This is a genomic window from Bacteroidota bacterium (assembly GCA_017303905.1).
Lineage (GTDB): Bacteria > Bacteroidota > Bacteroidia > B-17B0 > Aurantibacillaceae > JAHEYG01.
Genome location: JAFLBH010000001.1, coordinates 961,401 through 975,447, shown reverse-complemented (window position 1 = coordinate 975,447; position 14,047 = coordinate 961,401). Strand labels below are relative to the sequence as shown.

Sequence of the window (14,047 nt, the reverse complement as noted above, 5' to 3'; positions counted from 1 at the left end):
CTTACTTTATAAATTTAAACTCCGTTCTTCGATTATATTCGTGTTCGTCATCAAAGCATAGCACGCCATTTGTACAACGATTTCGGATTTCCGTCTCACCTTTACCTAAAGACTTTAATCGCTTGGCTTTAATTCCTGCAGCAACAATATAATTTACAACAGCAGCAGCGCGTTGTTCCGATAATTTTAAATTAAACGCATCATCGCCTTCCGCATCGGTATGTGAAGTAATTTCCAATTGCACTTTAGAATTGTCCTTCAGGATCTGAATCACTTTATCGATGGTAGGTTTTGACTCCGGACGAATATCACTTTTTCCCGACTCGTAATAAATAGTTTGAATGGAAGTCATTTCTCCTTCATCCGATTCACTGAATTTACTGTAACGCTCGGTAATATCTTCGCTCGGTTCAAATTCAGACAAACGTGTAACCTCCGCTTGTAATAATTTATACTCAAATCCTGCCGGCGTGATATTGAATTTAGAAATTTCTGTTCCGCCACGAGTTAATAAAGAAACGTTGTTTACTTTTTGCTTTGGCGTTACACGTAAGCTATAGCTCATGTCTTTATCGGCTAAATAAATTTCGAAATCACCCATCGAATTGGTGTGCGTGCCAGCTAAAGTATCTTTCTTGTAACTGGAAACTACATGTACTGATGCATCGTCTAACGGTTGTTTTCTTCCGTTTGCTTCAGTTATCAGTTTAGCGCGAATGATTGTACTCTTTTTGGTATTATAATCAAATTTCCCAATGGAACTCGACCAACGTAATAAAGTGCCATCGGGAGCAATAATGGTAATTTTACTAAACAATTGTTTACTGCGTAAATCACCTTTACTGTTATTGCCGAGATTATAGTAATCCACACGGTAGGTAGAATTTACTCTGAAAGGTTTTTTAGCTTTAAGATGCTCTTGCCACTTTGATAGATTTGGCCCGTAATCATAACTTAAGCAAACAACTTTTATATTCTTAATTTTTGCCTGCAGTAATATTTCGATGATTTCAGTTTCGAGTTCTTTAATAGAATCGGCATTATCGATGCCCTTCCCTTCATCACGCCAACGGTATTTGTAAACGATTAAGTATTTATCCTCAGCGGGAATTTTAAAATCGACCTTGTTGCCATTTTCATCAATAACCTGTAAAGTTTCATTAATCACATCGCCGGGCTTTAAATCGGCAGAAGATTGTGAGAATGCTGTAATGGTAAAAGCGAATAAAAAAAGGAGTGTGTACTTGAACTTGTTCATTAAACTAAATTTAAAAAAAATACGCGAAATGTAAGGCTAAAGAAATGAACAGAAATAAAAAAGCCTCACATCCCGATTGCTATCGGGACTGTGAGGCTTTGTGGGAACTACTGGGTTCGTCCGCCGCGGCGGACAGTGCCCCCCTGCGTCAAATCCCAAATTTTTCTTTAATAAAATCTCTTCCCGCTCCTGTCTTTAGATATTTTTCTCTTTTTAAAGCGTCAGTTTTGTTAATAAATTCTTCTGTATAAATCAATTCCCAGGGCCCTTTGTTCTTAGTAAATCTACTTAAAGTGCCTTCATTATGTTGCCTTAATCTTATTGAGACATTCTCAGTATAACCGGTATATTTTTTCTTTACCGTCTTTGAATATATTACGTAAACAAAATATGGCCTGCGCAAAAATAAAAAAAGCCTTACTAATGTAAGGCTTTTAGTGTGGGAACTACTGGGTTCGAACCAGTGACCCCCTGCTTGTAAGGCAGGTGCTCTGAACCAGCTGAGCTAAGCTCCCGAGTTTTGGTGCTTTGAACCTCCCGATAGCTATCGGGATGAGCTAAGCTCCCATTATTCATTGGGGCAGCAAATGTAATTACAGATTTTAAATTATGCAAATTTTTTTAATCCCAGTGTAACTGGCTAAAATAGAGAGGTTTCTATTGGAGATTTCAAACCCATTCTACTGCCCCTAACTGGTCTTCGACCTGATATTTTAGCTATCTTTAAGAATCGAAAAATAACCATGAAACGATTTAACAGCACCTTCCTATTTTTATTTATAGCCTTAGCCGGTATTGCACAAGAAAGCACTTCAATCAACTACAAAAATTTACCGGTGAAGAAATTCTTTACGGCTTTTACCGAAACTGCCACGGTTAATGGCAAAACGATTTACAAGGCAAATGGAAAAGAAATTTCGAAAGATAAATATGATGTGATGATTGCTTCGCGTTCATCCATTGCTGAATGCACTCCGTGTATGTTAGAAACCTATGATGAAAATGGCAAACTAAGTACGAAGGCTGTTCAATATAAAGATTGTTACGTGGGTTCATTTACCGCTTACTATCCAAATGGAAAAGTTAAAACGCAAGGGCACTATCGCGAAAATGATACAGATGTTTGGGAACCGCTTTGGGATAATGGCTATTGTATAAAACACGGTACATGGACCGAATACGACGAAAAAGGGAAAGTTATAAAAACTGAAAATTACAACTTTGGAAATCTTAAAAAATAATCTTTAAGATTGTATAAATGTCAGCTGCCAATTCAGAAAAAACTAATTCTTACTTTAAGTTCGTAAGTTCCATTGTTTTTACAGGACTCATCCTTTACTTCGGAAAACCTTTTTTAATTCCGCTTGCTTACTCCTTCATGACGGCCATTGTACTTTACCCAATGTGTCGTTTCTTTGAAACTAAAGGCTTCGGAAAAACAATTTCAATTGCGATTCCCATTTTAATTGTGTGCCTTCTGTTCGGCGGATTAATTACCGTACTCACTTATGAAACAACTCTCATCAGCAGTAAATGGGCTTTATTACATCAAAAGATAAATCCGCTCATGCAGCAAATTCAAAACTTGCTGGAAACCGAATTTGGATGGAGCACAGAAGAACAAATGATTTGGGTAAGCGATACTTTACATTCTCTCAGTGCAAATGCAGGACAAATTATTCAGGATACATCAAAGGCAACGTTTGAAGCCTTATTGAACTTGTTCATCATTCCGGTTTACATTGCTTTGATTTTGGTTTACCGAAAAAAACTAGTCAATTTTCTTTCACAACTTTTTACTGATGATCAACGTGTACAATTATTCGCCGCGCTGAATGATACCATTAGCCTGTTTTCAAAATTCATTCGCGGCATGGTAATGGTTTATTTAACCGTTGGAATCTTAAACACGCTCGGACTCTGGTTAATTGGTGTGGAAAATCCACTTATGTTTGGAATGCTTACAGCCATCATGACTATTATTCCTTATTTCGGAATAGTAATCAGTGCTGTTCTTCCAATCACGCTAAGCTGGATTAACACAGGCTCGCTTTGGCAACCTTTAGGTGTTGTTGGTGTGTTCTCTGTTGTACAATACTTAGAAGCCAATTTAATTTTCCCATATATCGTTGGACGCTTTGTTAATCTGAATACTTTAGCAGCAATCGTTGTGATTTTTATTGGCGCGCTTTTTTGGGGTGTATCCGGAATGATTTTGTTTTTACCTTTTGCCGCAGCATTTAGGCTATTTGCCTCTCATTTTCCGGAGATGAAACATTGGTCGGATTTACTTGGAAAATAATTCTAATAAAGAAATAAAATAGCGCCGTTCTTTTTGTGAAGCCCAACAACGCGATCTTTCTTTGCTTCAAACGCTAATAAAAGATATTCACCTTCTTCTCTCCAGTCGTAAAGCTTTATTCTGTTATCGTATTCCCTCTCGTGCTTTAATTTTAATTGCTGCTGGTTATAAGTCCACACTTCTTGTCCTTTTGAATTAACAGCTGTAACCCTTACTTCGGGATAGTCCATTATGGCCGCATCGTGTAGTATAACACCAATATTTTCATCACCTGACACCACCTGCGCATTGATATATTCCTTGCTTCCTAGTATTGGCTGATGGTTGTAATGTAAAACAAATGTTTCGTTTTGCTTATGCTTATATAAATTGAAATTTCCAATTGGATATTTCCTCTTCTCTATTTGCGGCTCTGTGTTTCTTAGCTTCAAAATATCTTTTAGATAAATATACAGCTTTTTGCCTTGACTCGTTGTGATGTCAAACTTCCAATCGCCTTTTTGATATTTTATTTCCGCAATTCCATCCTCCGAATCAAGCTTCAAATAATTTGCTGGCTGTCGTGTATTGAAACATTCTTCAAATGCCTCCGTGTCGAAAATTGAAAAATATCTTCGCTCTAACTCCATCACTAAATATTTTTCAATCCGATGTACTTCCTTAAGCTCTTGTTTAAATACTTTAATTTTCTTTTCCTGCGGATTCTTTAAATCATACACAGTAAGTTTTGTATGGTAGAAAGCGTCGCCCTCTCCTCCACTATGAATTATTGTTGTTATAATAACTGCCTTATCACTCATTATCTCCACAAATTTCAAATCGCCATTCGCAATTTTATCACGGACTTTTATCATATAAAAAGCCAAGGCCATAATAACAACGAGCGATACAATGGTAATTAAAATGGTTTCCATGTTTGATTATTTATTCCTTTTAAATGAGGGCACATTCACACCCGCGCCAAAAATAAAAGCCGCGGCCGTTTTTTCGTGGTACATAACTGTTGGGTAATTTAAGTGCGAATAAACACTTACGCCTACATAAGTTCTTAATTGCACAGAATTAAAAAGTTTTACATCTAACTCTGCGCCCAATCCTCCTTCAACCGTAGATAAGTAAACTTTATTCCAGTCTTGCTTAATATCCGGATTCAACAACTCTTCCTCCACTACTCGCTTATAATTCATTTGCGTTTTATCAATATATTGAACAAATGTCATTAAGCTTACTCGCCACGAACCGTTACTGCTTTCTCTGAAATTGGCATGCAACATCTCCTCCGCATCCATTCCTGCCAACACAAACGAGTAAGCTAACTTCGCACCGGAAACTTTTAAACTTCGTTTGTGTACTAACGGCCCAACTTTTAAATGATGCTTTGACTGATTAAAACTTAAGTGCCCTGAATAAAACGCGCCATGAGCATTCGCCGAATAAAACATTTCGATGCCGCCACCCCAAATAGGTTTTTCGTTTTTCGCTTCCTGACAAAAAAGTGGGAATGAAAAACAGATGAATAGTAGCAGTGAAAAAAATTGTTTCATAAATAGAATATACTAAAAGTAATATTTTTTCGGATATTTATGAAGTATGAATAATACAAGTTTAAAAGAGCGTTTATTTTTGCATTGCAAAAATTTAATGGAACAGAAAGTTCAATCGCTCAAAGTTGCCTTATCGCAAATCACCGAATCAGCTAACAATGAAACAAAAAGCAGCGCCGGCGATAAACACGAAACCGCGAGAGCTATGATGCAACTGGAACAGGAAAAACTGAGTCGCCAGATTAACGACGCTTTACAAGTGCAGGCTGAACTATCATCACTTCCTAAAAACACTTCAACATCGGTTACGAAAGGCAGTTTAATTTATACCAACCGCGGACAAATTTTTATTGCGGTTGCCATAGGAAAAATCGAATTCGAGAAAAACACCGTTATTGTCATTTCCGACAAATCACCGCTGGCTTTAAAATTTATGGGATTAAAACAAGGGGCTTCACTTGATTTTAACGGTGTGAATTATCAAATAACTTCTATTCAATAAAAAAGCCCCTTGCGGGGCTTCGTTAATTTTTCTTTTTGTCATCATCGTCTTTGGTCGCTTCCTTTTCCAGAAATGCGCCGTTAGCATCAAAAATCAAATCTTGCTTTTCTACTTCAGCCTCGTACTTTATAGTTCCGTTAGCTTCCGTTATTTTAGAAGCCTCCTTAATTTTCTTTCCGGGATAATTTTTATTTACATAATCATTTATCGCGGCAGGTAAAGCTTTGATTTCAATTTGTTCCTCTGTTTTTACTAATTCGCCTGTTGCAGTATACTCAAGTGACTTCTCCACTTCACGCTTTTTCCCCTTACCATCCATTGGTACTTGTACCAATTCTATTTCCGCTTCATAGTTATCCCCCTCCTTCTCCCATTCCACTTCCTTAACATTCGGATATTGCTTTTTAAAAGCACTCACTACAGCAGTCGGAACGTCAGACTCCTTAATATCTTGTGCTGAAATATTACCACAAACAAAGGATGTAACACTTAGAATAATAATTACTTTTTTCATAGTCTAATTTTATTTGTCGATGTTTATTTGAAATTCTCAACTTAAGTAAGCATACGATTTACTTACTTTTATTTACCTCTTCTAAGTACTTTATCAATTCTTCATTTCCACTAACCTTGGCTTCAGAAATTACTGATTTTCCGTTGCCATTATTGTCATTCACAAAAGCGCCATTCTGTAATAATAACTTCACCATTTCTGTTTGTCCGGTTGAAGCAGCATAAATAATGGCAGAGCATTTTTGGTCATCTTGCCAATTCACATCGGCTTTATTGTTAATTAAAGCTTTTGCCATATCCAGGTTCTTATTTATAACCGCGGTGATTAACAAGCTCACTGTTTTATATGGAGTACCTGTAATAAAATAATTCGCATCACCACCGGCTTTCAAAAGCGCGGTTGCTTTTTCAGTTTCATTATTTTGTACGTGCGAAAATAAAACTTCGTTTTTACTCTGGCTGTATAAACCTAAATTGCTCAATGTAACAGCAAGAATTATAATTAGTTTTTTCATAGTCTTCTCTTGTTTCGAATTTATCAATTTTATTCTTTACTACTTTATTAATGTTACATGTCCTTTCAACTCATGGGCTTTTCCAAATACATCTTTCGCATTGATTAACCATGTATACGTTCCATCCATAATGATTCCGTATTTCACATCATTTTTAGATTTACGGGTTCCGTTCCATCCTTCGTTAAAGTCGTTAGTTTCGAAAATCTTTTCGCCCCAACGATCAAAAATTTGCAATTGGTAGTTAACAATTCCAAAACCCTTTGGTTGGAAAACATCATTCATACCATCACCGTTCGGGGTAAATGCATTTGGCACATAGATTCCAAAGTCTTCGCCTACTTCAATCGTTTTTACAATGGTGTCTAAACATCCTTTATCGCTTTTCACTACTAAAGCAACAGCGTATAATCCCGGTTCTGTATAAACAAAAGTTGGGCTCTGCTGTGTTGATGTATATTGCGCAGTATTCATGAAATACCAATTCCAAGCTACAATTGGCGCGCCATGCGATGCATCTGTAAATGTAACTTCAGGATCAATATTAATAATTGGCTTAATTGGAGCGTGGTTATAGTCGGCTACAGGCTGAGGATAAACCTCCACTGTATACGTTGCGGAGTTAGAACATCCGATTGCATCTGCAACTGTTAAGTTTACTGAGTAAACTCCTGTTGTTCCAAAACATGTTTGCGGTTGAGCCGCAGAAGATGTAAGTCCATTTCCTAAATTCCAATTATAGGTAGCGATGGTTGCGGCACTGTTTGCATTGAAGGTAACACATAATGGTGCGCATCCGCCTTTTACATTTGAATTAATAGAGGCGTTTGGCATTGGATTTACTGTAACAGCAATTACCGTAGACGAAGAACAACCATTCGCGTCTGATACTGTTAAATTATAATTACCTGTGTAATTAGAACTATTAGCTGTAAATGATGGGTTTTGTAATGATGAACTAAATCCGTTCGGACCGGTCCATTGATAGGTTACGCCTCCATTACCTCCTAAACTCAACTGTGTTCCTTCACAAATAGGTCCGTTGCTTGTTGCTTGTGGATCTGGTAAAGCAAACACTTGCGCATTTGAAACAGCGGTATTACTACAACCTGCGGCTGTGGTTACAGTTACTGAATAGGCACCGCCCATGGCTGCTGTTGCACCTGTAATTACAGGATTTTGCACTGCCGAATTATAGCCTAATGGACCGCTCCACGCATAAGAACTTCCACCACTCGCGCTTAGATTAATGTTTTGTCCTGCACATGCCGTAGGGTTACTCACCGTTACTACAGGATTCGAATTCACTACTACATTAAATGTTACTGTATTTATACAACCATTTGCATCGGCAACTGTTAATGAACCTACGCCACTATTTGCTACAGAGGCTACTGTAATACCCGGATTTTGCTGATTAGAAGAGAATCCGCCCGGAATCGTCCAAGTGTACGTTGTTCCACCTGAGCCGTTAAAGTTTAATGCATTGGTTTCACAAATCGGACTGTTGGATGTAGCTGTTGGACTCGGTAAAGCGTTTACTGTAACCGCTGTTGTACCGGAAGCTATACATCCGCCTGCATTTGCTACCGTAACTGAATAAACTCCTGCGCTTGCTAATTGTGAACCGGAAATAGTAGGGTTTTGCAAATTACTTGTAAATACATTCGGGCCGCTCCATGTATACGTTGAAGCCGCTCCAACCGATAATTGAATGGTGGCGCCCTCGCAATATGGTCCGTTATTTGTTGGAGTAATTACAGGGAGTGGACTAATAACCACATTGGTTGTGTTACTGTTGATACATCCATTTGCGTTTGTAACACTAACGGTGTACACCCCTCCTTCTGCAGAAGAAACGTTAGTTATGGAAGGGTTTTGTAAATTAGAAGTGAATGAATTTGGTCCGCTCCAGGAATAGGAAGTAGAAGCACCCACTGATAAATTTAAAACGCCGCCTACGCACACAGGTCCGTTATTGGCAGGAGCAACAACCGGTAAAGGATTTACTGTTACACCTAGTGTGTTTGTACCAACACAGCCTGCGGTTGAAGTACCTGTTACTGTATAAATGGTTGAAGCGGCAGGACTCACCGTTACTGTACCGCCGTTTAAGGCACCAGGACTCCAGGTATATGTTGATGCACCGGAAGCTGAAATAGAAGAAGAGTTACCAATACAAATCGCAGACGGTGTTGCTGCCACATTAACAGTTGGTAATGGATTAACAGTTACCATAACGGTTTGCGTACCAAGGCATCCGGCTGTATTTTTTGCATTTACTGTATAGATAGTTGTGGCAGTTGGTGTTACATTCGCAATAGCTGTAGTTGCTGTACCAGGTGACCAGGTATAAGTAGCGCCGCCTCCTGCTGTTAAGGTAACAGGGCTTCCAGGACAAACGCTGGTAGGAGATGCAACAGCAGTAATGGTTGGATTAACACAACTTCCATAAGCAAAAATGGCACCCCAAGGATGATTATCGGTAGCGCTTGCGTTGGCATGTTGATGTGATAAAGTTAAAGTATTGCTGTTATTGGTTACTAAGGCTACGATGTTACTTAATGCTTCAGGTCCGTTTACAGCCTGGTTAACATTATCATCGCTTAACGCGGTTAATGTATTATTACGGTAATAAAAACTTCCAACCGGACCACCACACATACCGGAGTTGATGTCTTGTCCCCAAACGGTACCTAAATTTGTTCCATTTACAATCAAACGTTCTCCATCAGCCGCGCTACACTCATAGCCACCAAAGAATGAATAACCAATATCACCTGCCAAAGTATTGAATGGGTAAGTAAAGGTTAATGTACCCCAGTTCATGATATTTGCGGAGTTTTGATTGTTCAGGAAGATAGCCGTTGCTACGCTTGATAAAGTTGGATTATCATAAGAGATATATAAATAAAAATCCTGATAACGGTTAGAAGTGCTCGCCTGTGTTGGTAAAGCTAAATTATATACGTTAACAGCTGGATTAACGATTGTTGTTACGTTGATAACGTGTACACCTGAAGCGCCGCCGTAGATGGTATTAAATGGGCCGGTTACCTGATTGGTTGCGTTAAAGGTAAGCGGTGTTCCGTTTAAAGTTACGTTCGTTGCAGGGGCATTACCTAATCGTCCTGCAATTAAATAAGCACGTCTGATAGTGCTTCCGGGTGCAATATTTACAGTAATGACTCCTGTTATTGGTGCCGTTTGAGAATAAGCCGGAGAATATCCCGCGCCGGTTACGCCACCTAAAAATTGATCTTGGTAATAACTGGTTTGAGCATTCGTGATATTGCAAATCGCAATAAGTACTACAAAACCAATTAATCTAATTTGCTTGAACATGACAATTAATTTACAAGACTAAATGTAGTCAATAAGCGTCCCAAAAGGCGTTTTTTCGCTCTTTAAAAGCTTATCCGGCTCATTTTCGAGGTAACTTCACTCAGTTTCGCTGAAAAGCACTGAAAATTAGCCTGTAAAAAGGCCTCCCTACCATGAATGAATAAACTAAAGCAAGTTACTTTCCATAGCGAACTTTAATAAGCCTACCACGGATTTTGTATTGGTTTTTCTGAAAATATTTTTGCGGTGTGTTTCAACCGTTCTTTCGGAGATGAAAAGTTTCTCGGCAATTTGAGCGTTGCTGCATTCTTTAGCGATGAGTTGAATAATTTCCTTTTCACGCGCTGTAATGTTTGGTTTATCCGGTCCTTCATCAATTGCTTTTTCGGCGCGCTCCAATTCTTCCTTCACAGTTTGACTGAAATATTCTTTTCCGCTTACAACTGTATTAATAGCATTTAAAACATCTTGCTTATCTGAATTTTTAAGAAGATAGCCTGTCGCGCCTGCACTTATCATATCATTAATATGACCGGCATCCCCAAACATGGATAAGGCAATAATTCTAGTATCGGGCAAAACGCGCTTGATGTTTTTAGCTAATTCAATACCATTCATTTCAGGCATCTGAATATCACTTAATACCACCTGCGGTTTTAATTGTTTTATTTCATCAAATGCCATCTGCGGATTGATGGATTTTCCCACCACCTTCAAGTTAGACTCTCCACTTAACAGTAAGCTAAGTCCGTCAACCAACATCCGGTGATCATCAACTATGTAAACAGTAACCAAGCTAGATTATTCGTCGTTCATGTGTTTTAAATTCAAGGCATACATTACAATGAATGCAATGTCGAAAACAAACATCAATGCCATCATGATTAGTCCTGCCGTTTTAGCCATTCCGCCTCCGGCAGCACCCATCATCGCCATGGCTTGTTTACCGCCAATAATTAATCCGATGTAAGGCAACAACTCTCCTGCTAAATAAATATAGAAGCCTTTCTTCTTCAATTTCCACATCATAAATGCGCCTAAGAAAGAAAGCAAGATGTAAACAAAATTTAAATATGGCGCAATTTGAGTATAAACATCTTCTTGCATTAAAACCATTTGTTCTTCCATTTGATCCGCCATTTCAGGACTGACAGCACGCATTTGTTCAATGTTTTCGGCCATTCTTTCAGGCGTGTTCATTACCAGACTCCATAAACCGCCAATGAGTGACAAACCGCACATAACAAATGTAAGTACACATAATACAGTTAAGAATTGCGGGCGTTTAGACTCCATGCTCTCAATCGAGAAATTATTATCGATAGGTGTTTCCATGTTGATTTTTGTTTGCATAAAAATAAAAAAAGCCGCTAAACACTTAGCGACTTCTTTATAAAAGGTTGTTAACCGTTATTAGTGGGATTGCAATGAATCAGCAACCGCTTCGATAGCTTCATTTTTTGCGCTATCTAAAGCTGCTTTCATTTCAGTTGCAAATTCTTGTCCGATACCTTCTAAAGCTTTAACAGCTTCTGCAACTTGATAAACACGGTAGAATGATAATGCAGTAGCTACTACACCTAAAATAATACCTGCCATCATCATACCTTTGTTTGGATTGTTACCGTTTTTAGCCATAACAAATCCAACGATACTTAATACTAAGCCTACAACAGCTAACCACCATGCACCTGCTCCTAATAAAGGAATAACAGCCCAAATTACGGCTACGATACCGATAACCATACCGGCTACGCCTAAACCTTTACCTTTTGTTGATGTTGCTGTGTTGTTTGTTTCTTCCATTTTAATTTTGTTTAATGATTAATAATATTCAAAAAAAAGGCATTTTTTTTGATTGACCAAGCTTATTACTTATAGTTTATTAACATAGTAACTTTACTAAACTGCCGGCGCATCTTCAATTTTCTTGTACACCGAATCGTCAAAGGCAAGAATTGCCCAGAAAATAATGCTTAAAAATAAAAGACCAACTGTAAATCCTGCTCCCTTACCAAAGGATAAAGAAATACGATGAAGCATCATTATCGCAAACACAATATTTGCAATCGGAATTAAGAACATGAAAATCCACCACCAAGGTTTATTAGCGATTTTAAGTAAAATAAGAATGTTGTAAATCGGAATGATGCATGCCCAGCCGGGCTGCCCCGCTTTTTCAAACACTTTCCATTGTGAAATAATAGCAAAAGCAATGATGCCAAGCCATAAGATGATAAAAATAATAAATCCTGCCATGTTATTTTATATTATAGGTTTATACAGCTAAATAAAATCATTTTTGCCAGAAAACAAAAATTAGTTTTCAATACACAACCATCGTTTATAATTGATTTCTTGCTGTAAAGTACGTTTACTTAACATCACAATTTTATGCTGATTAAAATAATTTGAATTACCTGCATTCAATTGCAAAGCCTTCAATTTTCCTTGTGAAGATACGGTTAAGTTAATGTCGCTTCCCTTAAAATAATTCAACCAATTATTCAAATCATTCTTTACTACAAAACCATTCACGGCAACAATATCATCATTTACTGATACGCCTGCCTTCCACGCGGGAGAATACGGAGCCACCAAAGATACCTTAGTGATTCCGGGTTGCTCAATAACTTTAAAACCAAAAGTATTTTCATTTGTTAATACACTTGGTAATTTCTGCATTTCTATTCCCACATAATTAAAACATTCATTTAAAACAGGCTCGAAATCTGAAGTTCCGTAAACATAATTATCAAATATTTCTTGTAACGAAACCCCTGCTGCTTCATTACACAAATCAATCACATCCTTTTCAGTGTAGCCTATTCCCTTTTTACCAAAATCATTATACAACTTCCGGCACACATCTTTTAATGAGTTTTTATTTTGAGTATGCTTTAAAATGGAAACATCTAATATAAACGCTACTAAATTCCCTTCATCATATATAGATGTTTTACGGTAAGGTGCGCCGGGTGCATAACCATCCAGCCAAGTCTCCCAACTACTTTGCGCTACCGACAAATTAAATCGTCCGTAATTATGAAAGTGCTTCATTAAGCGTTCTTCCAATGTTTCAAAATATTGCTGGTCATTAAACACATTGGATGCTCTCAACATTATATCGCCATAATACGTAGTAAAACCTTCGTAAACGTAACCGGTTCGCGCATAATTTTCTTTTGTAAAATCATACGGCATCATTTCAGCGGGACGAATATTTTTTACATTCCACGTATGAAATAGTTCATGCGAACTGACGCCTAACAAATCCTCATACGTTTTGCCATTGTTTAAATCGTAAGCCGGACCTAAAACAATCATAGTGCTTTTCTCATGCTCCACACCGTGATAATATTTATTCGGTAACACTTGAAATAAAAAATGATATTCGTTTACCGGAAAGCCGCCAAAAAATTCGATTTGCTTTTTAGTAAACGCGCTGAAGTGCGTTTTAATTTTTGTAAAGTCAGGTTTACACTCACCATTAAAATGTAAATAGAACTTAATTCCATTTACTTCATACACATCACTTTTAATATTTGCTGAAGCAATAAATGGAGAATCGGCCAGTTCATTAAAATTTGTTGCCGTTAAGGTTTTTCCTTCTATCGGCATCGAACAAGCAATTTTATAATCATCCGGAATCTCAAGAATTACTTCATGCTTTTCATTCATGCGATCCGGGATATACATACACAGATGAACAGGATTCACATAGATTTGTGTTTCATCTGCAAAGCAAGCACCTGCAGTCATTTCAAAAGCGAAATACGAGTAAGTTACCTTTATTGCGTTTGCACCATCCGTTTTAATCTGCCATTTATCCTTACTAAGTTTTGAATAGGATAAAGTATTTCCATTGGCGTCAAACGCATCAACTCGTTTTATGTTCTTAGCGAAATTTCCTAACTCATAGCGTCCGGGTCGCCATGCCGGAAGTTGTAACTCTAAAAATTCAGTATTAATGTTATCTATTTCCAGATCCACATAAATGTAATGCGCGGCCGGATTTTTGAGATATAATTTATATTTTATCATGCGAGGATTATCTGCCATAAAATT

The 14,047-nt window shown here is 37.7% G+C and carries 15 protein-coding genes and 1 tRNA gene; 3 read left to right on the top strand and 13 right to left on the bottom strand.

The window, feature by feature from the left end:
- Nucleotide 1: 1 nt before the first annotated feature.
- The 3 genes from J0L69_04110 to J0L69_04100 form a co-directional block, all read right to left on the bottom strand.
- Entirely contained in the window at nucleotides 2–1,258 is a 1,257-nt protein-coding gene (locus J0L69_04110; GenBank protein ID MBN8692354.1) for an OmpA family protein, read from the bottom strand.
- A gap of 148 nt (nucleotides 1,259–1,406) precedes the next feature.
- Entirely contained in the window at nucleotides 1,407–1,661 is a 255-nt protein-coding gene (locus J0L69_04105; GenBank protein ID MBN8692353.1) for a GIY-YIG nuclease family protein, read from the bottom strand.
- A 37-nt stretch (nucleotides 1,662–1,698) separates the two neighbouring features.
- A tRNA-Val gene (locus tag J0L69_04100) sits at nucleotides 1,699–1,773 on the bottom strand.
- Between the two features lie 228 nt (nucleotides 1,774–2,001).
- Between J0L69_04100 and J0L69_04095 the strand changes: the two genes are divergently transcribed.
- Both J0L69_04095 and J0L69_04090 read left to right on the top strand, forming a co-directional pair.
- Nucleotides 2,002–2,499 carry a hypothetical protein gene (locus tag J0L69_04095; protein MBN8692352.1) on the top strand — a complete coding sequence of 166 codons (498 nt, stop codon included), beginning with the start codon at nucleotides 2,002–2,004 and terminating at the stop codon, nucleotides 2,497–2,499.
- 17 nt (nucleotides 2,500–2,516) lie between these two features.
- Nucleotides 2,517–3,560, top strand: a complete 1,044-nt coding sequence (locus tag J0L69_04090; GenBank protein MBN8692351.1) for an AI-2E family transporter — start codon at nucleotides 2,517–2,519, stop codon at nucleotides 3,558–3,560.
- Nucleotides 3,561–3,562: 2 nt separating this feature from the next.
- Here the strand turns inward: J0L69_04090 and J0L69_04085 are convergent, their stop codons facing one another.
- Both J0L69_04085 and J0L69_04080 read right to left on the bottom strand, forming a co-directional pair.
- Nucleotides 3,563–4,474 carry a hypothetical protein gene (locus J0L69_04085; GenBank protein ID MBN8692350.1) on the bottom strand — a complete coding sequence of 304 codons (912 nt, stop codon included), beginning with the start codon at nucleotides 4,472–4,474 and terminating at the stop codon, nucleotides 3,563–3,565.
- A 6-nt stretch (nucleotides 4,475–4,480) separates the two neighbouring features.
- On the bottom strand, nucleotides 4,481–5,104 hold the full coding sequence (locus J0L69_04080; protein MBN8692349.1) for a hypothetical protein: 624 nt from the start codon (nucleotides 5,102–5,104) through the stop codon (nucleotides 4,481–4,483).
- 97 nt (nucleotides 5,105–5,201) lie between these two features.
- Between J0L69_04080 and J0L69_04075 the strand changes: the two genes are divergently transcribed.
- Nucleotides 5,202–5,606, top strand: coding sequence for a 3-oxoacyl-ACP synthase (locus tag J0L69_04075; protein ID MBN8692348.1), 405 nt, complete (start codon nucleotides 5,202–5,204; stop codon nucleotides 5,604–5,606).
- Nucleotides 5,607–5,628: 22 nt separating this feature from the next.
- Here the strand turns inward: J0L69_04075 and J0L69_04070 are convergent, their stop codons facing one another.
- The 8 genes from J0L69_04070 to J0L69_04035 all read right to left on the bottom strand — a co-directional run bounded on the left by J0L69_04070 (nucleotide 5,629) and on the right by J0L69_04035 (nucleotide 14,041).
- On the bottom strand, nucleotides 5,629–6,120 hold the full coding sequence (locus J0L69_04070; GenBank protein ID MBN8692347.1) for a PepSY-like domain-containing protein: 492 nt from the start codon (nucleotides 6,118–6,120) through the stop codon (nucleotides 5,629–5,631).
- Nucleotides 6,121–6,178: 58 nt separating this feature from the next.
- Nucleotides 6,179–6,634: an ankyrin repeat domain-containing protein gene (locus J0L69_04065; protein MBN8692346.1), complete on the bottom strand. Its 456-nt coding sequence runs from the start codon at nucleotides 6,632–6,634 to the stop codon at nucleotides 6,179–6,181.
- Nucleotides 6,635–6,673: 39 nt separating this feature from the next.
- Complete coding sequence (locus J0L69_04060) at nucleotides 6,674–9,979, bottom strand: gliding motility-associated C-terminal domain-containing protein (protein MBN8692345.1); 3,306 nt, start codon at nucleotides 9,977–9,979, stop codon at nucleotides 6,674–6,676.
- 165 nt (nucleotides 9,980–10,144) lie between these two features.
- Nucleotides 10,145–10,774: a response regulator transcription factor gene (locus tag J0L69_04055; protein ID MBN8692344.1), complete on the bottom strand. Its 630-nt coding sequence runs from the start codon at nucleotides 10,772–10,774 to the stop codon at nucleotides 10,145–10,147.
- 6 nt (nucleotides 10,775–10,780) lie between these two features.
- Nucleotides 10,781–11,314 carry a hypothetical protein gene (locus J0L69_04050; protein MBN8692343.1) on the bottom strand — a complete coding sequence of 178 codons (534 nt, stop codon included), beginning with the start codon at nucleotides 11,312–11,314 and terminating at the stop codon, nucleotides 10,781–10,783.
- Nucleotides 11,315–11,392: 78 nt separating this feature from the next.
- Entirely contained in the window at nucleotides 11,393–11,785 is a 393-nt protein-coding gene (locus tag J0L69_04045) for a hypothetical protein (GenBank protein ID MBN8692342.1), read from the bottom strand.
- A 96-nt stretch (nucleotides 11,786–11,881) separates the two neighbouring features.
- Nucleotides 11,882–12,238, bottom strand: coding sequence for a signal peptidase I (locus tag J0L69_04040; protein MBN8692341.1), 357 nt, complete (start codon nucleotides 12,236–12,238; stop codon nucleotides 11,882–11,884).
- Between the two features lie 60 nt (nucleotides 12,239–12,298).
- The gene (locus J0L69_04035) at nucleotides 12,299–14,041 is read right to left on the bottom strand and encodes a M61 family metallopeptidase (GenBank protein ID MBN8692340.1); all 1,743 of its coding nucleotides are present in this window, start codon (nucleotides 14,039–14,041) and stop codon (nucleotides 12,299–12,301) included.
- Between the last annotated feature and the right edge of the window lie 6 nt (nucleotides 14,042–14,047).